Annotated in this window: 15 protein-coding genes; 12 read left to right on the top strand and 3 right to left on the bottom strand. The window is 53.6% G+C overall.

Translation table 11 applies throughout. From position 1 onward, the window contains the following. The first annotated feature begins 30 nt into the window (after positions 1 to 30). The gene (locus M0644_RS01230) at positions 31 to 1,293 is read left to right on the top strand and encodes a PAS domain-containing sensor histidine kinase (RefSeq protein WP_286626245.1); all 1,263 of its coding nucleotides are present in this window, start codon (positions 31 to 33) and stop codon (positions 1,291 to 1,293) included. Here M0644_RS01230 and M0644_RS01225 read toward each other — a convergent pair. After that, complete coding sequence (locus tag M0644_RS01225; RefSeq protein ID WP_286626243.1) at positions 1,288 to 3,606, bottom strand: diguanylate cyclase domain-containing protein; 2,319 nt, start codon at positions 3,604 to 3,606, stop codon at positions 1,288 to 1,290. The genes M0644_RS01230 and M0644_RS01225 overlap by 6 nt on opposite strands. A 450-nt stretch (positions 3,607 to 4,056) precedes the next feature. Here M0644_RS01225 and M0644_RS01220 point away from each other — a divergent pair, with 450 nt between their 5' ends. The 6 genes from M0644_RS01220 to M0644_RS01195 all read left to right on the top strand — a co-directional run bounded on the left by M0644_RS01220 (position 4,057) and on the right by M0644_RS01195 (position 9,866). Further along, entirely contained in the window at positions 4,057 to 5,928 is a 1,872-nt protein-coding gene (locus tag M0644_RS01220; protein WP_286626242.1) for a PP2C family serine/threonine-protein phosphatase, read from the top strand. Further along, positions 5,928 to 6,992, top strand: coding sequence for a tRNA preQ1(34) S-adenosylmethionine ribosyltransferase-isomerase QueA (gene queA / locus M0644_RS01215; protein WP_286626241.1), 1,065 nt, complete (start codon positions 5,928 to 5,930; stop codon positions 6,990 to 6,992). Before M0644_RS01220 ends, queA begins: the two co-directional genes overlap by 1 nt. Before the next feature lie 444 nt (positions 6,993 to 7,436). Beyond that, on the top strand, positions 7,437 to 7,634 hold the full coding sequence (locus M0644_RS01210) for a hypothetical protein (protein ID WP_149817414.1): 198 nt from the start codon (positions 7,437 to 7,439) through the stop codon (positions 7,632 to 7,634). A 60-nt stretch (positions 7,635 to 7,694) separates the two neighbouring features. Further along, positions 7,695 to 8,507 (top strand): carbon-nitrogen hydrolase family protein, encoded by an 813-nt coding sequence (locus M0644_RS01205; protein ID WP_149817412.1) that lies wholly within the window; start codon positions 7,695 to 7,697, stop codon positions 8,505 to 8,507. A gap of 120 nt (positions 8,508 to 8,627) precedes the next feature. Further along, positions 8,628 to 8,825, top strand: coding sequence for a hypothetical protein (locus M0644_RS01200; protein WP_149817410.1), 198 nt, complete (start codon positions 8,628 to 8,630; stop codon positions 8,823 to 8,825). 174 nt (positions 8,826 to 8,999) lie between these two features. Continuing rightward, a complete protein-coding gene (locus tag M0644_RS01195; RefSeq protein WP_190278143.1) occupies positions 9,000 to 9,866 on the top strand; it encodes an alpha/beta fold hydrolase in 867 nt (288 codons plus the stop codon). A 9-nt stretch (positions 9,867 to 9,875) separates the two neighbouring features. On the opposite strand, the gene M0644_RS01190 is transcribed toward M0644_RS01195, so the two are convergent. Continuing rightward, positions 9,876 to 10,409, bottom strand: a complete 534-nt coding sequence (locus M0644_RS01190) for a P-loop NTPase family protein (protein WP_286626237.1) — start codon at positions 10,407 to 10,409, stop codon at positions 9,876 to 9,878. Between the two features lie 163 nt (positions 10,410 to 10,572). On the opposite strand from M0644_RS01190, the gene M0644_RS01185 reads away from it, so the two are divergent. The 5 genes from M0644_RS01185 (at position 10,573) to M0644_RS01165 (ending at position 14,477) form a co-directional block, all read left to right on the top strand. Then, positions 10,573 to 11,220 carry a DUF3386 domain-containing protein gene (locus tag M0644_RS01185; RefSeq protein WP_286649779.1) on the top strand — a complete coding sequence of 216 codons (648 nt, stop codon included), beginning with the start codon at positions 10,573 to 10,575 and terminating at the stop codon, positions 11,218 to 11,220. A 2-nt stretch (positions 11,221 to 11,222) separates the two neighbouring features. Further along, positions 11,223 to 12,428: a ribonuclease Z gene (locus M0644_RS01180; RefSeq protein WP_315863005.1), complete on the top strand. Its 1,206-nt coding sequence runs from the start codon at positions 11,223 to 11,225 to the stop codon at positions 12,426 to 12,428. A gap of 135 nt (positions 12,429 to 12,563) precedes the next feature. Continuing rightward, on the top strand, positions 12,564 to 12,794 hold the full coding sequence (locus M0644_RS01175; protein WP_149817400.1) for a hypothetical protein: 231 nt from the start codon (positions 12,564 to 12,566) through the stop codon (positions 12,792 to 12,794). 54 nt (positions 12,795 to 12,848) lie between these two features. Beyond that, positions 12,849 to 14,018: a cysteine desulfurase family protein gene (locus tag M0644_RS01170; protein WP_149817398.1), complete on the top strand. Its 1,170-nt coding sequence runs from the start codon at positions 12,849 to 12,851 to the stop codon at positions 14,016 to 14,018. A 9-nt stretch (positions 14,019 to 14,027) separates the two neighbouring features. Continuing rightward, positions 14,028 to 14,477, top strand: a complete 450-nt coding sequence (locus M0644_RS01165) for a hypothetical protein (protein ID WP_149817396.1) — start codon at positions 14,028 to 14,030, stop codon at positions 14,475 to 14,477. Here the strand turns inward: M0644_RS01165 and M0644_RS01160 are convergent. Then, positions 14,474 to 18,196 carry an EAL domain-containing protein gene (locus M0644_RS01160; RefSeq protein ID WP_286626232.1) on the bottom strand — a complete coding sequence of 1,241 codons (3,723 nt, stop codon included), beginning with the start codon at positions 18,194 to 18,196 and terminating at the stop codon, positions 14,474 to 14,476. The genes M0644_RS01165 and M0644_RS01160 overlap by 4 nt on opposite strands. Positions 18,197 to 18,803 lie beyond the last annotated feature (607 nt).

Genomic DNA, 18,803 nt, shown 5'->3' with positions numbered 1-18,803 from the left:
CTAGAATAGAGGCGATTCTGGCACTTAGGCATGGAGTTGATCTTTTTTGGGGTTGGCCTGCTGTTGGGGCTAATGGTTTGGTTTTGGCAGCGCTGGCTGGTTGAGGGATACCTAGAAACCCTGCTTGAACAGTATGGGGCACGTCCCTTCAAATCCTCGCCTTGGCTACGGTTACAAACTTTACTCAGGGAGCAAGTCAAGGAGTTGAAACACTGCCAGCAGAAAGTGACACGATATCAAACGCTCCTTGAATATGCCCCCATTGCCTATCTAGAAGTGGATGAGGCTAACTGTGTGGTTGGCTGTAATCAGGCGGCGCGATCGCTCCTTGGTTTAGGGCATGCCGAAGGCCGCCTTTTTTTGGAATTGGTGCGCTCCTATGAATTGGACTGTCTCATCGAAGAGGTGCGCCAAGAGGAAACGATGCGGGAGCAGGAATGGCTCTATGCCTACCTCACACCGACGGGGCAAACCAAGCGCAAACCCTTGCGGGCACGGGGACTCTGCCTTGGCGAGGGGCATGTGGGTGTATTTATTGAGGACTGCGAAGAGGTGGTGCGGCTGCGGGATGAGCGCGATCGCTGGGCAGCGGATGTCGCCCATGAACTGAAAACCCCCTTGACCTCCCTGCGCTTGGTGACTGAAACCCTACAACAACGGGTACCGGAGTCCTTACGGGATTGGGTCGATCGCCTCCTTGAGGAAATTATTCGCCTCAGCCTCCTTGTTCAAGAACTCCTAGAGTTAAACCGCCTGAGTCACACTCCCGCCGATAGCCTTGAGCGGCATCCCGTTGACCTTGTCCAACTCATTGATACTGCGTGGCAATCCCTCGCCCCCCTCGCTGCGGCTAAAAACATTCACCACGAGTACACAGGCCCAGAGCAATTTTCCTACTGCGGCAATGAATCGCAACTGTTTCGGCTCCTGGTCAATCTTTACGACAACGCCATTAAATACGGCCCTGTGGGTGGTCAAGTGCTGACGCGGCTGCTGAGCGATCGCGAGGGGGGCTATCTGTGTCTCGAAGTCATTGATAGCGGCAGTGGCTTTCCCCCCAAGGACTTGCCCTATGTGTTTGAGCGGTTTTATCGGGCCCAAGCCCGGCGGCATCGCTTTGTCATTCCCACCGATTCTGAAGGGCGGATGCCCCCCGTCGGTAGCGGTAGCGGTTTGGGATTGGCCATTGCTCGCCAAATTGTTGAATGCCATGGCGGCTATATGCAGGCGGCGAATCATCCCGACTATGGCGGCGCATGGTTGCGTATTTATCTGCCTCTGACTTCGCTATAGTTCCTTGGCGACCCAGCGATCGCGCCCAAGGGTCTTCGCCTCGTAGAGACACTGATCCGCCAGATGCAACAACATGGCTGTCTCATGCTCTGGAGTGGGCAGCGTCGTTGCAATCCCAAAGCTGGCCGTTAGCCTTGGCCCAACGGTACTTTTAGCATGGGTGATATTAGCCTCCGCCAGCGCTGCCTGAATCTTCTCAACAATATGGATAGCTCCCCTTTGGTCGGTACTGGGCAGCAGCAAGGCAAACTCTTCCCCACCAAAGCGCGTGGCCAAATCCCCTGCCCGCTGCAGATGGCTTTCTAAAATTTCCGCTACCTGCTTGAGAATTTGATCGCCCTGCAAATGGCCGTAGTGATCGTTGTAGGCTTTGAAGCAATCAATATCCAGCATCACTAAACTTAACGGTTGTTGCTCCCGCTGACAGCGCCGCCACTCCTTCGCAAACAGTTCATCAAAACAGCGCCGATTGCCAATATCCGTCAGACTGTCGATATACACCATCTGCTGCAGATTGGCATTGGCAGCTTCCAATGCGGCATACATCTCCGCCTGCTGCAGTGCCACTGTTAGGGGTTCAGCAATCCGTTGCAGTAGGAACAACTCCTCCCGCTGCCAGAGGCGAGGGCCACGACACTGGTGGGCAATTAGGAGTCCCCACAAGTCTTGCCCCTGAAGTAGTGGCACCACGAGATTCGCCTGAACTTGCAAGCTACTTAGGAGCTCACGATAGCAATCCTGTAATTGCGCTTGATTGACATCGCTAATGGTCACAGTGCGTCCTTCCAGAAACCGCTGCGCTGTCTCTTTACTAAAACAGGGATCGTGAATCACTTGACCTAGGATTGAATACTGCGGCAACGTGGTGGCTTCCACTTCCACAACGCCACTGCCATCGGCTAAAAAGCGGTAAATCAGCACGCGATCGCTCAAAAGCAGTTGTTGAATACTGGTTACCGCCCGCTGCAAAATCTCCTCTAAGCGAATCGACTGGCGAATATCCTGAATGATCGTGCTGACAATCATTTCCCGCTCTAGGGCAGTTTTCAGCCGCTCTTCTGTGCGCTGTTGCTCCGAGACATCCAAAAGAACGCCATGGAGCATGTGACTGTGGGGGTCAAGCTGGCCGCGATCGCTCAACCAGCGGAAACAACCATCGCGGTGTTGAATGCGATAGGTGGTACTGTAGGCACGCTGCTGCCGAATCGCCTGTTCAATATCCCGTTCTGCCAAGGCCAAATCCGGCGCTGGGATAATCTGGCGCAGATCCGGTAAATCTTGGGGAAAGTAACCCGTGAGGTGATAAATCTGATCGCTAACATAGCTAAACCGCCACAGGCGATCGCGATCGCGCCGATAGATCGCAACGGGCAAATGACTAATCAGAGTGTTATAGCGCTGTTCGCTCTCCGTAATCGCCACCGTAATCGCCTGTTGCCGTGACAGTTGCCAGCGCAGTTCCGCCGTGGCCTTATTGAGCTCTTGGGTTAGCACCTGAATCACCCCTTGAGCTTCCGTAATATCAATGGCCGCCAAAAGATTACTTTGGGTCACAATCCCCACCAGTTGACCTGTCTCATCCACGACCACCACCCGCCGCACTTGGTGCTCCTTGAGGAAATGATTCACCTGCCACAAACTTTGATCGGGCTTCACGGTCAGCACGGGTTGGGACATAATACTGCCAACGGTTCCTGTGAGCACTCCCCCTTGGCCCTGCAGTGCCTCAAAAATATCCTTTTCCGTAATAATGCCGCGCGGCAGCACACCCGAGGCGGATGCCTCAGGAACCACTAAACTGGTGACCCCCCGTTCGGTCATCAGGACAGCGGCCTCCTGTAGCGAAGCTTCCGCCGCAATGGTAGCCACATCGGGTACCATCACCTCCGCCACCCGTTTAATTCGCAGGAGATCCACAGGGCGCAGGCTCTCCCGAAAGGCTTGGCGAGTCAGCAGTCCTTCCACCCGTCCCGATTCATTGACCACGGCAAGGGCATCCACGCCCAAGTAGCGAAAACGCCCTAACACAGCTAGGGGATCATCGAGATCACTGAGGCGCAGGCAATAATCCGATGGCAGCATGATCTGGGCAGCCGTGATCGCCTGTGGCGAGTACCCCTTACCAAGGGCACGGATCACTTCCCGTTGGGTGATCAAGCCCCGAAACTGTCCCTGCTCTTCGACGACTAAACCCAATCCTTGGTTGCTTTGTAATCCTTGGAGAATCTCATTGAAGGAACCCCTTGGAGCGATCGTCACTAACTGAGCCTGTACCAAGGCTTGCAAATTTAAGCCTGAATTCAATTGCTCCATAGTGCCCCTCTTTCGCCAAGATATACTGTTAAAATGATGTCTAAAGTTGCGTCTATCGTTTTTAATCGTTCTGGCAAATAAAAATAAGACTTACAAAAGTTTGTATCACTAATTGTGATCCTTTTTACCCCGAATTAGTTATTCTAATTCTATCTTGATAGTTCGTGGCAACATCAGGGATGTTGACAGGGTTGAATAAGCCCTTGTCTAAAATATGGGATAGGGGATGTGAGTCTCTTCTGTAGGGGCTTTCACCGTTTTGAGTGTGTTCGATCCATCGCCAAAGGGCTGTCACTGGGATATTCCGCTGTTACAGGAGAAAAGCTAGGATAGGGAATTGAATGTATTCTATTCGCTGCTGCTATGGACTAGCGAATTACTGGATCAGAGACGTTGTGCGTACCTGCTGCGGGTGATTGTGACTGCGGCAGCCATCTCAGGATTGAAGCGATGAATCCACCTGCGCCTAATCTCATTTGCCCGGAGTGTGGCACTGCAAATTCTATTCACCAAGTTGAGTGTTGCCACTGTCAGGTGCCACTCCTGAAGCGCTATCTGTGGGCGATCGGTTCTGGTTTGGATCCCTACAGGGTGGGTGAGCTAGTGGGCGATCGCTATCTAGTGCAAGGCAAACACTTGCTCTTAGACCTATTGCCGGGGGAGCCAGCGCCCAGTGTGGACAACACCTCCCAGCTCTACCGTCCCTATCTGCGCCTCTTTCCCAAGCGTCCCCATGTCCCGGAATTATTTGGCGCCCTTTCCCTCCCTGAAGGAGAACTGTTGCTCCTTGAGCATGCCCCCGTCAGTTGCATTGACATTGCCGATGCCAAAGTTGCCCCCGGTCTCACCCATGCCGCTCCCCTCACCACCATCTGGGAGAAAGCCAATTTAGTACGCCGCCTCAACTGGTTATGGCAAATCATCTCCCTTTGGCCAGCCTTGGTGGCAGAAAATGTGGCTCTCACACTGCTCAATCCCCAGCTTTTGCGAGCCGAGGGATCCCTTGTGCGGCTGCTGCAACTGCAAGCAGGCCATAATCCCACCTTGACTGATCTTGGCAAATTCTGGCAAACCCATTTCAGTTTTAGCGACCAAGGGGAAAACTTTCAGCAGGCCTTCACGATTCTGTGTCAACACATGCAGGATCCTCAGGAAACCACCCCTGAATTTATTCGTGACACCCTAGAGACCCTCTTTCAGCAGGCTCTCGATCACCTCGGTTATGAGTACCACTACGATATTGCCAGCCGCTCCGACCAAGGACCTAGTCGGACTCGCAATGAGGACAAATGCTTTCCAGAGCGCGATCTCACGAGCCAATCACAGGTGCTCGCCCTCGTGTGTGATGGCGTCGGGGGGCATGAAGGGGGCGATGTCGCTTCCGGTTTGGCCATTGACATTCTGGAGGAGACGCTAACCCCCCTCAAGCTGCTGGAGATGTCCCCTGCTACAGTTGAACAGGCGATTCAAACCGCTATTCGCCGCACCAATGATGCAATCAATCAACGCAACGATACAGAGCAGCGCCACGAACGCCAGCGCATGGGAACCACGGTTGTCGGTGCCCTGATGGAACACGCCCATCTTTACCTTGCCCACATTGGTGATAGCCGCGCCTACTGGATCAACCGCTGGGGCTGCTACCAGCTCACCCTCGATGACGATGTGGCCAGCCGTGATGTGCGCTTGGGGATGAGTACCTACCATCAAGCCCTTGAGCTGCCCTACGGTGGTTCCTTGGTGCAAGCGTTGGGGATGGCACCCTCCCAGCATCTGCACCCCACAGTAGAACGCTTTTTGCTGGATGAAGAGGGAATTCTTTTGCTGTGTTCCGACGGCCTCAGTGATTTTAATCGTGTCGAAACCTACTGGCCACAGTACCTCCTGCCTGTGCTCCAAGGTCAGCTTGCCCTCACTGCTGCGGCTGAACAACTCATTGATCTTGCCAATCGCCTCAATGGCCATGACAATGTGACGGTGGTGCTCATTCACTGTCGGGTGAAGAATACATCGGGTGTCATTGACTTGGACTACAGCAATATTGTTTGTCAAGGGGAGTTGCCAGAGGTGACAGACATTACAATGGGCTACGTCCCCCCACCCGATCCAGCGGATCTCGACCTGACGGTTTCCCAGATTGTGGAACCCCCTCAACCCCAACCTAAACCGCCGCCAGCCCAAAGGTCTCGTTTCCAAGCGTGGCTGCTACTGCTGGTGGCTGTGGGCGTTGCCACCGCTGCCCTTGGCTTTCTGGCTGTGATGACTTCTATGAATCGCTCTGTGGTAGAGCCATCCCCCTCACCGTTGACCCCACGCCAATAATGCCGAGTTCTGACGATTTTTCCCTCGACGCCTACGACTATCACCTGCCTCCGGAACGGATTGCCCAACAGCCCGTTTCTCCCCGCGATCATTCCCGCCTGATGGTGGTGGCACGGGACACTGCTACCGATCACTACTTCTATGAGCTACCGCAACTGCTGCAACCGGGGGATTTGCTAATACTCAATGACACACGGGTGATTCCGGCACGGCTGATCGGTCAAAAAATCGGCGGCTCTGGCCGCACCGTGGAGGTGTTTCTCCTCGAAGAATTGAGCGATCGCCAGTGGTTGGCCTTGGTCAAGCCCGGTCGAAAATTGCGCCTTGGGGCGGTGATTCAAATCGGCACACTGCAAGCAACGGTACAGGCCATTGATGAGGAGACCCGAGGCCGGGTGATTGAATTCGACCTGCCGCCGGGCGATCGCCTGTGGTCCTATCTTGATCACCTAGGGGAAGTGCCCTTACCTCCCTACATTGACAACCCCATTGAAGATACTGAACAATACCAAACCGTCTATGCTCGCCGTCCCGGTGCTGTGGCTGCGCCAACCGCTGGCTTGCACTTTACCCCCGAACTCTTGAGTAAGTTGGCCTATCACGGCATTGATCATTGTTTTTTGACGCTCCACGTGGGCATTGGCACCTTTCGTCCTGTGGAGGCCAGCGATATTCGCCATCACCATCTCCACGAAGAATGGATTGAGGTACCGGCTGCTACCGTCGAGCGGATTCAGGCCGCCAAAGCTGCCGGAGGACGGATTATTGCCGTCGGCACCACCGTTATTCGCTCCCTAGAAACGGCAGCCCAATCCGGCACCCTTCAGCCCTTTTGTGGCAAGAGTGATCTCTATATCTATCCGGGGTATCAGCCCAAGATAGTCGAGGGCTTCATTACCAACTTTCATCTGCCCCGCTCTAGCTTGATGATGCTCGTCAGTGCTTTTATTGGTCGCGAACGGTTGCTTCAGTTGTACCAACAGGCCATCGATCGCCAGTACCGCTTCTATTCCTTTGGCGATGCCATGCTCATTTTGCCCAGCGCTTGCCACAATACCGTTTGAGTGTGCTATCTTAAAGCCAGCTGTTTTGCAAATTACCGTTCAGGGAGATGGAGGTGATGCCCATGGCAGATAGTAGTAAGCGCTTGGGTCGTCGTTTTGGAGTAGCTCAGCTCTAGGGAAGAGTTGTTCTCCATCTGTTGATTTGAAATCACACCTAGGAGGCCACTTCTCCTAGCAGTTGATACCCACGATAACCACCAGACCGCTCCTAAGGCCTTCCTTGGGGGCGGATGGCTTTTTAGGGGTATGTTGGGGGCGTCTGAGCGATAGTGTAGTTTTGTGACCAGGCATTAAAAAACATTTCAGATGCTGGGTGGCGAATGGGGCAGCGATCTATAGTAGGGGCAACCGGAACGTCGCCATTATTGGCCAGAGAAGACAAATTGAGAGTGAACAACGACTAATGATGGTGGACTCTGGAACTGTTGCGTTCTGAGAGCAGCCATGGCCGTTCAATTCCTACCCCAAAAAACACGGCAAAAAACGCCGCGCTTGCATCCCATTAGTGGTACCAAGCTACTGCTAGTCGTGCTGTTGAACCTCTTTATTGCCGGCTATGTCTTTTGGGCATACCGCACTGCCCATGAGCATCAGCTCCCGACCCAACGCAATCCGATCTTCCGGAACCTGCGTTCTCGCTAGACTTGCCCTAGGCAGATTGCGACGATAGAATGAGGGATTGCTGTCTTTTTTTCAATGGGCATGAAATCCTATCTCGCTGCCGCAGTACAAATGACGAGCCAACCGAATCTTGAGGCAAATCTGGCACAGGCAGAGGAATTGATTGAACTGGCGGTGAGACGGGGTGCAGAACTTGTAGGGTTGCCAGAAAATTTTTCCTTTCTTGGCGATGACCGGGAGAAAGTCGCCCAAGCGGCAACAATCGCTGAGCGGACTGAGGCTTTTTTGAAACGCATGGCGCAGCGATTTCAGATTACCTTGGTGGGGGGTGGCTACCCAGTACCAGCAACCGCAGGCAAAGTCTATAACACAGCCGTCCTCATTGGTCCTAGCGGAGAAGAATTGAGCCGTTACCAAAAGGTGCATTTATTTGATGTCGATTTGCCCGATGGCAATATCTACCACGAATCGGGCACAGTGCTAGCGGGACGGCAGTTACCCTCTGTCTATCCCAGTAAAGATTTGGGGAATATCGGCTTGTCGGTGTGCTACGATGTTCGCTTTCCAGAACTCTACCGCGCGCTCTCCCAAGCAGGGGCAACGGTGCTTTTTGTGCCGGCGGCCTTTACCGCCTTCACGGGTAAGGATCACTGGCAAGTTCTCCTGCAAGCACGGGCCATTGAAAATACCTGCTACGTGATTGCACCGGCTCAGACGGGAATTCACTATGCGCGGCGGCAAACCCATGGCCATGCCATGATTGTGGACCCTTGGGGAACCATTTTGGCGGATGCCGGCGATCGCCCCGGCCTCGCCATTGCAGCCATTGAACCTAGCCGCCTTGAGCAAGTGCGTCAACAAATGCCCTGCTTGCAACACCGTGTCTTTTTCTGATTTGTGAGCCAATTGTGAAATAAATCGTAACATGGCATACAGACGGGGGGAGTTTCCTACGCTATCGTAGAACCATAGGTGAATCCTTGCCCTCACTCCAAACCGACTAGGAGAGTATCTATGGAAAGCGTTACGGTTCCCAATCCGCAAGCCTCCGCCGAGGTTTGGAACTCCCTGAAGCGGGCGATCGCCCACAGTTCAGGTTTTCAGCGTTGGCTGAGCGAAAAGCAGGCCAGTGTTGTCGTCGAGCAGCCTACGGATCTGGATGCTTGCGTTACCGCTTACCTGCGTCAGGCTCTCGAAACCCTTGCCTATTAAAAATTGGTAAGAATTGTAAGCTTTGCCCCTATACTAGGAGCATTCTGACTCCTTAGGTCACATATTACCCCCACGGCGCATTCCATCTGGGGGGTTTTATTTGCGAGGCAGGAGCAACACCATCCTGCAGAGTTCCCTTGGTTATAGTGGAAAGTGCCAGCCCCCAAGGTGCATATGATTGAAGGCCCGTGGATCCATAAGTTTATTGTCTCCAATGGTATCCGTCTCCACTATGTCACCCAAGGAGAAGGGGAGTTGGTGCTGCTGCTCCACGGCTTTCCCGAGTTTTGGTACTCTTGGCGACACCAAATTCCTGTCTTGGCGGAAAAGCACAAAGTCGTTGCCCTAGATTTGCGCGGCTATAATCTCAGCGATAAACCCCAAGATACCGCTAGCTATGTTCTTGACGAGTTAATTCTCGACATTGTCGGTGTCATTGACGGCCTTGGCTATCCTCGCTGTCATTTGGTGGGACATGATTGGGGAGGGATGGTGGCTTGGGGCGTGGCCTATGCGGTGCCGCAGCGGATTCAAACCCTGAGTGTGCTAGCCTGTCCCCATCCTGCTAAGTTTCAACAGTTGAGTTTCGAGCAATGGTTGCGCAGTAGCTATATGCTGCTGTTTCAACTGCCGTGGCTACCAGAGATCCTCTTGGAGTGGGGGGGCTATGGAGCGATCGCCCAAATTTTTCGCTGGGCCGCAGTGAACCAGCAGGCCATTCGACCCGCAGACTTGGCACTCTATCAAGATGCCGCCGCCCACCGCGGTGCCCTCTCGGGAATGCTTAACTACTACCGTGCGGGGTTGCAAAGTCTGTGGAGTCGGGAGTGGGGCATGCTAGACGTACCAACCTTGATGCTCTGGGGGCGCCAAGACCCCACCTTGGGTATGGAACTCACCTACGGCACCGAAGCCTACGTTAAGGAACTGAAAATTCAATACTTGGACTACTGTGGTCACTTTGTGCAGCAGGAGCAACCCGACTTAGTGAATGAGTATCTACTGGAGTGGTTAGAAACCGTTTCTGCTGCCCTAAATTAGACCTAAAACCTAAATTAAACGCCGCAACTGCGTAATTTGGTCAGCGATCGCCAGCAGCGATTCTGGCATTTCAGGTCCTGTCAGCATGACATCGAGAGTACGTGGGCGATTCTGGAGAAAATCCAGTACCTCTGCTTCAGTTAGCACCTCCAGTTGAATGGCCACACTCACCTCATCTAAGACCACCAAGCGATGCTGTCCCCCTTGCACCGTGGTTTGCAGATGCTGCCATAGCTCACGCACTGCGGCTTTTTCTTCGGCAGTGATCGAATCTCCTTGGCCTAAACAGCGTTGCAGCGCCGGTCGCCACCACGTGAGATGCTGACCCAACTGAATCGGATGCGCGATTCCCGTTTGAATCCCCCCCTTGAGGAATTGCACAATCAGGACACCACTGCCTTGAGCAGCTACCCGCAACGCCTGCGCCATGACCGTGGTGAAAAAGTGTCGCTGCGGACAGGTAAACACCTGCACCACTCCCTCAATACCATAGGTTAGGGGCAAGCCTGCCTCAGAAACGGAAACCGCGAGTTGTGCCACCATCGTGTTCCTGTCCAGTTAAAAAGGAGAACGACCCCCTAGGGGTTATACATCTAGTGTAGTGCGCAATGATTTAACCCTAGTGAACACTAGATATACGTGGTCGTCAAGGGGTCAGAAAATTGAGTTATCTTAAAACAATGTGACTGTTACTGAGGATGCCCCCATGCCAGCGACACAGGCTCTTGATGCTGAGGCGCTCTTTCGCGCTGCCTACGAAAATCGTTACACATGGGATGAGAATTTTCCCGGCTTTACGGCCAAGGTCACGCTCATTGAGGGCGATCGCACCTACCAAGGGCAGGTAAAAGTTAGCCGCGACTACGCCGTTGAAGTGAGTGGCATAGAAGACGAACAAGTCCGCGAATCCCTCTACAACCAATTGCGGGATGTGATTGTCCATCGCAAGCGCAACCGTTTTGAAGAGGCCCACGGCAAAAACACCTTCCAAGCTGGGGAAACCGACGCCAGTGGGGCAGTGGAAATCCTCGTTAGCGGTGACGCCATGGGGTCGAACTACAAGGTGCGGGACAATCAAATTGTCTATGTCAGCCGTGTCATGGGGCGAGTTGCCTTTGCCATTACCCACCGTGAAGCCCTTGATACCGGTGCAGGCTACATTTCCACCAACTATGTGGCTATCTTCCGCAATCCGCAAACCAACGAAGTGCTGCGGCAAATGGAGTTTGAGGATACCTATGTGCCCGTCGGCAATTACTACCTGATGAGCCGGCAGGTGGTGCGCACCCATGAAAATGGTCAGACCAGCACCTTTGAAATTCGTTTTGATGACCTGCAACTCCTAGACGACTAAGCGTGGAAATTACATTTCTAGGCACCAGTTCTGGGGTGCCCACCCGCACACGCAATGTTTCCAGTGTGGCTCTGCGGCTGCCCCAGCGCAAGGAAATTTGGCTCTTTGACTGCGGTGAAGCCACCCAGCACCAATTGCTGCGCAGTGACCTGCGAACCAGTCAGATCCGCCGCATTTTCATTACCCACATGCACGGCGATCACATCTTTGGCCTGATGGGCTTGCTTGCCAGTTGCGGCCTTGCGGGAACCGTGAGTCAAATTGATGTCTATGGCCCGCCGACATTGGATCGCTACATTGCCAGTTGTTTGCGCTGGTCTGTGATGCGGCTCCCCTACAAGTTGCAGGTGCATACGGTGGAGCCGGGGGAAGTCTTTAGTGATGGCGAGTTTACCGTGACCTGTCGGCTGCTGCATCATCGTGTTCCCGCCTTTGGCTACCGCGTCACCGAGAGCGATCGCCCCGGTCGCTTTCATGTGGAAAAAGCCCAAGCCTTGGGAATTCCCTTTGGACCACTGTATGGTCAACTCAAGCAGGGAAAAACAATCGCCCTCGCAGATGGCCGCACCTTTGATGGCCGCGACTTCTGTGATCCACCGCAGCGGGGGCGCAGTATGGTTTATTGCACCGATACAGTCTTTTGTGAAAGCGCGGTTGAATTAGCCCAACAGGCGGATGTCCTCATCCACGAGGCGACATTTTCCCATCAGGAGGCGGATCTGGCTTTTGCACGGCTGCATTCTACATCCACGATGGCGGCTCAGGTGGCGGCCTTTGCCCAAGTGAAATTGCTCTTCCTCACCCACTTTAGTGCCCGCTACGCCCCCGGCAATCCCGTGCAGGTGGAGGATCTGCTTGCGGAAGCACAAGCCATTTTCCCCAATACTCGCTTGGCGCGGGATTTTCTCCATTACGAAATTCCCCGGGACGCGCCCCAAGACAATCCAGCCGTGGCTACTGCGCCAGAGAAAGGGGATATCCTGATCAATCGGGATGAGGAGAAAACGGTTGCTGTTGCTCAGAAAATTGCGCCAGTGATCGCCATCAACCGTGCCACCCGCCAACAAATGCAGCAGAAACTGGGAATTGACGCTGCTACAGCCAATGCGATTTTGGAGCGGCGGCGGCAGCAAAAGTTTACCTGCCTAGAGGAACTCGAATGCCTGTATCCGCAGGTGGCATGGGACACCCTCAACGTGGAGTTCTAAAGAGCAACTATTTTCAGTCTCAAATAGGAACTTGTGATTGAGATCAACGTCTTTGTGTGCTGTTGATCACAGTTAAGCTTTGTGAAGCACTGGCATAGTTGAGACCATACACGCAAATTGCAAGGGGATTGATGTATGACGCTGCTGGAGCTAATCCGCCGTATTCAGGCGACTCGGATCGTAACCCCTGCTCAAGAGCGGCAGATCAATGAATTGTTGTGGCAGCGTTCCCTGAGCGCCACAGAATATCAAGCAATGCAGGAGCTGGTTACAGGGATTATTGCGGGGGAAATTCAAGTCATTTCTCAGATTCAGCGGTTTGGCAGCAAAAAGGAGCTAGGGAATAATCGGTTACAATTGGCTTAAGGGACTGGGTTTTATGACAGTTCCGCCATTGGTTTTTGGGAGCTGCTCCTGCCCATGCAACTGTATTTCGACTATGGTGCAACGACCCCCTGTCGAGCAGAGGCTATTGCAGCGATGGTGGCGGCCTATGAACAGCAGTGGGGCAATCCATCGAGTATTCACGAGTGGGGGCAACGTGCAGCGATCGCCCTTGAACAGGCACGGCTGCAGGTGGCAGGGCTGATTCATGCCCAAGCGGATGAAATCATTTTTACCTCTGGGGGCACAGAAGCGGATAATCTTGCCCTGTGGGGAATTTGCCAACGCTATCGCCAACCTCAGCATCTGATTATTTCGGCGGTCGAGCATTCGGCGGTGGCTCAACCCGCGGCGGCCCTTGAAGCTCAAGGCTGGCAAGTGACCCGCTTAGCGGTGAATCACTGGGGACAGGTGGAACCCGCCCAACTACGGCAGGCTTTGCAGCCGAACACGGTCTTGGTCTCGATCATCTACGGCCAAAGTGAGGTGGGCACGCTGCAACCCATTGCTGAACTCGCAGCCATTTGTCAAGAGGCGGGGGTGCTCTTCCATACGGATGCGGTTCAGGTGGCGGGACGAGTTCCCCTTGACGTACGACGCTTGGGAGTAGATTTACTCTCGCTGTCCAGTCATAAAATTTATGGCCCTCAGGGAGCGGGGGCGCTCTATGTGCGATCGGGGGTACCCCTAGAGCCGCTCTTGCGTGGCGGGGGACAAGAACTGGGCCTCAGGGCGGGAACCCAAGCGGTGCCGACCTTGGTGGGCTTTGGGGTGGCAGCGGAATGGGTCGCCACTGAACTAGCGACAGAACCGATGCGCCTTGCTCAACTGCGCGATCGCCTGTGGCAGCAGTTGCAGGATCATCCCCAAGTGGAACGAACAGGGCATCCATGGCAGCGATTGCCCCATCACTTGAGTTTGATTGTGCGCGATCGCCACGGCCAACCCTTGAATGGCAAAACCTTTGTACGGCAACTCAACCTTGCGGGCATTGGCATTAGTGCGGGATCCGCCTGTCAAAGTGGTCAAACCCAACCCAGTCCCACCCTCTTGGCCATGGGCTACGATCCTGAAACCGCCAAAGCAGGGATACGCATTACCTTGGGGCGAGAGACCACCGCTGCCGATGTCGATTGGTTGGCCATGGTGCTGCGGCAATATCTTGCCGAGGCGATCGCTCCCCCCTTAGCAGTATCTCTTTCCTAGGGTGTATCCATGGTGTGGGCGGCATTATCTGCACAGGGGACTTGGGCACTGGCCAGCTATGGCGTGGTTGCCACCCTGATTCTGCTGTGGACAATTCTGCGATCGCTACAACACCCCTCGCAAAAAGCCGCCCTCGAAGCCGAAGTCGTGCGACTGCAAGATCACTGCAATCAACTCCAGCACCAACTGCAGGCAATAGCCGCCGAAAATCAACAATTACGAGCAGACAGCGATTACTGGCAACAGCAACACCAAGCCCTCAATGCTCAACTCACCACCCTAGAAACCACCTATCACCAACTGGAGATGAACCTTCAACGTCTCGAACAGGAGCGCGATCGCCTGCAACAGGCACTGCAACAGCCCGCCGACTGGTGGCAGGAAATGACGAAAAACTATCAAAGTTGGTGGGAAAGCCTGCCCTTTCTTCCCCATGAGGATACCAGCAGCAAATCCTAGGGCAAGCAATCAATCGGCAATGGCGGATAAAAGAGGTAGCCTTGGCCATAGCGACAACCGAGATCAATCAATTGGGCGGCTTGGGTCGCTGTTTCCACCCCCTCTGCCACCACATCTAAGCGCAGGCTTTTACCGAGGGCAATCACGGCACCAATAATTTCCTGAGCCGCTTGGCTCTGCTCTAAGCTCTGGACAAAGGAGCGATCGATTTTCAGGGCGTGGATCGGCAACTGATGCAACCGACTCAGGGAGGAATAGCCCGTGCCAAAGTCATCAATGTTGAGGGCAACCCCCAGTTGTTGCAGTTCCTCGGCCACCTGCAATGTGGCTTCAAGGTTGCGGATCATGGTCGTTTCCGTGATCTCCAGATGCAACAGATGAGGGGGCAATTGGGCACTGCGCAGCGCCGCCAAAATATCACTAACAAAGTTGGCATCCACCAGTTGTTGAGGCGAGATATTAATGCCCAAGGTCATGGTCTGGCGACGGCTGTCCTGTTGCCGCCACTGGCTGAATTCCTGGATCGCCCGTTCAAAGACCTGTCGGCCAAGGCTGACAATGAGACCTGCTTGCTCCGCAAGGGCAATAAATTCAGCGGCAGGAATTTCACCCTTTTCAGGATCAAACCAACGGCTCAGGGCCTCAAGACCCACGAGCGCCCCGCTCTCCAGCTCAATAATGGGCTGAAAATAGACCTGTAGCTCACTGTTGGCGATCGCCTGATGCAGTTGACTCTCCAGCGTAAAGCAACTCTGGGCTTGGGTGTGCATTTGGGGGTCAAAAATCCGATACTGCCCTAATCCCTGTTTTTTTGCTTGGTACATGGCAATGTCAGCATCCCGCAGGAGGGTAGCGGCAGAGGCAGCGTCGCGATCGCTAAAGGTGACGCCAATGCTGGCACTGAGACTTAACAGATGGCCATCAATGACCAAGGGCTCCTGAATCACCCGCTCTAGATCGGCAACCCGTGCTTCTACCTGAGCCACCATTTGCTCCGGATCCAGATCTTCACACAGCACCACAAACTCATCGCCACTCAGGTGAGCCAAGGTATCCCCCTCTGGCACCACACTTTGCATCCGCTGGGCAAGGGTAATCAGCACCTGATCTCCTGCTTGGTGTCCCAAGCTATCGTTAACCCGCTTAAAGCGATCAATATCAATAAAAACAACGGCAAAGGGGCGATCGCGATGGCGTTGATACTGGCGCCAGCAGTGTTTTAAGCGATCTTGGAGCAGCGTACGGTTGGGGAGTCCTGTCAGGGCATCGTGGAGGGCATCGTGAATTAAGCGATCCTCCATTTCCTTGCGGCGGGTAATGTCGCGTCCCACACATTGATACTCCACACAGCGACCTTGGTGATCAAAAAAAGCGCGGGTTGTCCATTCAAACCAAGCAAAACGTCCTTCACCAAAAGTCACGCCACATTCAATCGTGCTGATGGACTGCGTGGGGGTGAGGGCTTGCAGGTGTTGTTGGAAGCGTTGCTGCGTCAGCGGATCAAAGGGATGCTGGATCACATCGCCAAAATCGCAACTCATCCCTGCTTCAGCCAGATAGCGAAAGAAGGCGGGATTGCCAAAGGTGAGATGTCCCTCAGGGGTACAGCGATAGAGCAATTCTGTCTGTGCCTCAAGAACCCGCCGATAGCGTTCCTTTTCCTGATGGAGGGCACTGACCAATTCGGCGCGGTTGATGCCAAAGCCCAGTTGTTCCCCCAGTTGGCGGATCAGCTCCACCTCGTCAATCGCCCAAGGTCGAGGAGAAGAGCAGTGGTGGCACAGGAGTAATCCCCAGAGACGTTCCTCCTCAATAATCGGTACCACTAAGAGGGCACGCACCTGCAATTGGTTGAGAAAGTCGCGATGACACTGGGTCATTTCAGCGGTGTTAATATCAGCAACCGCCAGTACCCGCCCCTGAAGATAGGCTTCGGCAGACTCACGGTGGAAACAGGGGTCATAGAAGGTGCGGTGCATGAGAGAAAACTGCGGTGCCGCTACCGATTCAGCCACCACCTCACCCCGGCCATCGGCATAGAACTGGAAAATCAGCGTGCGATCGACCCCCAGCAGTTGACGCACTTCCTCAAGGGCGGTTTTAAGAACCGTTTCCAGATCAAGGGAACGGCGAATTTTCAAGGTTAGCCGATGCAGGAGTTCCGCTTGGGTTTGCCGTCGCTGTAACGAAGTAGTGGAGTCCACCTGAAGCGTAATATTCTGGAAGAAAACCGCAAGGCCTCGGCCAGTGGGAAAAGCCCGTACCGCAAACCATTGGTTCAGCCCCTCATAGAAGGCTTCAAATTGGACAGGGGTTTCCTCCGCCATTGCCTGCCGACTTTGGCTTTCAAAAATTGAGTTGCGCTCATCGGGAAAGAGATCCCAGAGGTTTTTCCCCAGCATCTCTGAGGCAGATTTCCCCACTAGACGGCAAAAATTCCCGTTGACATAGATAACTGTGAAGTCGCGATCCACTTCAAAAAAGTGATCCGACATGCTCTCCAAAATATCAGTCACTTGGTTGTAGGCCGCTTGCAGGCGATCGCTAAATTGGCGCTGTTCCGTGACATCCCGCGCTGCGCCATAGATGCGCCCTTGACTGAGCAGGCCTTGCCATTCATACCAGCGGTAGTCTCCCCCTTGGGTGCGCAGGCGAATCGTGTGGTTAGTGATTTGCTCCCCAGCAAGGAGACGTTGCTGCATTTCCCGATGGCGGGGGCGATCGCCGGGGTGGAGAAATTCCTCAAACTTTGCCCCTGCCAACCGATTCAGGTCATAGCCCAGGCAGGTATGCCAGTGTTGATTCACCCGCCGCAGCCGTCCCTCACTATCGGCAATCATAAATAGCTCTAGGGAAGAGCCAAAGAAATACTCTAATTCAGCGGTTTTTTGGGCAATTTCTGCTTGCAGACGCATGCGATCGCTAATGTCCCGCTGCACGCCAAAGTGGCCAATGATTTCCTTATTTTGGTTGTAGAGGCACACATAGTTCCCCTCCACCCAAAAGGAGCTACCATCGCGGCGGTGGAGTTCAATTTCAATGTGAAAATAGCCCAGATCAAAGAGTGCTCGCCACAGCCGTTTGGCGAGTTCCAGATCATCCTTAAAGCAAATGCGCGGCGTCAGGCCAATCAGCTCCTGCGGCGGTAATTGATACTGCTGGGCAAAGGCACTGTTGACACGCGTAATCCGCTGATGATCAAGGACATACTCCAAGATTTCCTCTTTGTTGACTGTGTCATCCCAGCGGATGGGCTGATCCAACATCATGAAGAAGCAGGCCTCAAGGGATTGTTGAAAAAAGGCTTCCAGTAGTTCTTGCTTGGCTTGTAGCTCTAGCTCGAGTTGACGGCGACGGGTAATATCCCGCGATGTGGAGACTAAAAATAAAACATTTCCCCCTGCATCACAAATGGGGTGCGTGAGGGTTTCCAACCAAACATATCCGCCATGCTTTTTGCGGATGCGATAGGTTTCTATCACATTCACACTGCCTTGCAGGGTGAGGGCATGGGCACCACTGCGAATGCGCTCTGCATCTTCAGGATGAAATAATGTGTAGGGACTCTTACCAATCAGTTCTTCAGGAGAATAGCCTAAAAGGGTTTTGCTGGAGGGAGTCACATATAGATAGTTGCCATCCGGTTCGTGCAGGCAAATGAGATCATCGGTGTAGTTGACCAATAATTCAGTAAAATGCTCAAATTCATCTATAATCATTCGCTAGAATCCACAATTTTTATCACGCATTAAGATACTTCTGGACGTTTTACACTATGAAACTTTAAGTAATGATTAACAATTTTAGCGAATGACAGCCCTTTCCTGAAATATCAGCGACATAACGGGAGTGCGGTGCTCTGCCATCGGGGCTTTTAGCGGGTTGAGGGTGTTCGATCGCTGTGAAAAGGGCGATACGACTAGGAATGCCCCACTGCAACGCCCTAGCTGTTCATATGATCCTTGACAAAGACTTGCTCACCCCCTAAAATGCCAAGTGGCAGTTGAAAGATTTCCTAGGCTGCTGGCATTTGTCTATTTTTGGAGATTTTCTTAATGGAGTCTAGTAGGAGTCACTGTAATGTTGCTTCTGCTGACCCCATCTCCGCTAATGAAGATCCCTGCCATAGGTGGAGCCTCTCTCCCCTAAGGATCGCCGAGGTGAATTCAGACTTGTCTGCTGCCTAATGGCTTGAACTTCTGGTTCATCTCCGCGCGTTCCAAGGCAGTTGATCTGCAAATGGAGATGGATCACGAAGCAAATTGTTCAATAGGTCTCAGTCTGGTATCTACCTGAGTCTGCCTAAAGTTGGCTGGTTCAAACCTG

Origin of the sequence: Thermosynechococcus sp. B1, from assembly GCF_030322985.1 — a bacterium.
In the GTDB taxonomy this organism is placed as follows: domain Bacteria; phylum Cyanobacteriota; class Cyanobacteriia; order Thermosynechococcales; family Thermosynechococcaceae; genus Thermosynechococcus.
This window is presented reverse-complemented; position numbering and strand designations above follow the sequence as displayed.

Excerpts from the sequence above, each read along its gene's own strand:
- M0644_RS01230 (WP_286626245.1), top strand. The coding sequence starts at position 31 with ATGGAGTTGATCTTTTTTGGGGTTGGCCTGCTGTTGGGGCTAATGGTT.
- M0644_RS01225 (WP_286626243.1), bottom strand. The coding sequence starts at position 3,606 with ATGGAGCAATTGAATTCAGGCTTAAATTTGCAAGCCTTGGTACAGGCT.
- M0644_RS01220 (WP_286626242.1), top strand. The coding sequence starts at position 4,057 with ATGAATCCACCTGCGCCTAATCTCATTTGCCCGGAGTGTGGCACTGCA.
- queA (WP_286626241.1), top strand. The coding sequence starts at position 5,928 with ATGCCGAGTTCTGACGATTTTTCCCTCGACGCCTACGACTATCACCTG.
- M0644_RS01210 (WP_149817414.1), top strand. The coding sequence starts at position 7,437 with ATGGCCGTTCAATTCCTACCCCAAAAAACACGGCAAAAAACGCCGCGC.
- M0644_RS01205 (WP_149817412.1), top strand. The coding sequence starts at position 7,695 with ATGAAATCCTATCTCGCTGCCGCAGTACAAATGACGAGCCAACCGAAT.
- M0644_RS01200 (WP_149817410.1), top strand. The coding sequence starts at position 8,628 with ATGGAAAGCGTTACGGTTCCCAATCCGCAAGCCTCCGCCGAGGTTTGG.
- M0644_RS01195 (WP_190278143.1), top strand. The coding sequence starts at position 9,000 with ATGATTGAAGGCCCGTGGATCCATAAGTTTATTGTCTCCAATGGTATC.
- M0644_RS01190 (WP_286626237.1), bottom strand. The coding sequence starts at position 10,409 with ATGGTGGCACAACTCGCGGTTTCCGTTTCTGAGGCAGGCTTGCCCCTA.
- M0644_RS01185 (WP_286649779.1), top strand. The coding sequence starts at position 10,573 with ATGCCAGCGACACAGGCTCTTGATGCTGAGGCGCTCTTTCGCGCTGCC.
- M0644_RS01175 (WP_149817400.1), top strand. The coding sequence starts at position 12,564 with ATGACGCTGCTGGAGCTAATCCGCCGTATTCAGGCGACTCGGATCGTA.
- M0644_RS01170 (WP_149817398.1), top strand. The coding sequence starts at position 12,849 with ATGCAACTGTATTTCGACTATGGTGCAACGACCCCCTGTCGAGCAGAG.
- M0644_RS01165 (WP_149817396.1), top strand. The coding sequence starts at position 14,028 with ATGGTGTGGGCGGCATTATCTGCACAGGGGACTTGGGCACTGGCCAGC.
- M0644_RS01160 (WP_286626232.1), bottom strand. The coding sequence starts at position 18,196 with ATGATTATAGATGAATTTGAGCATTTTACTGAATTATTGGTCAACTAC.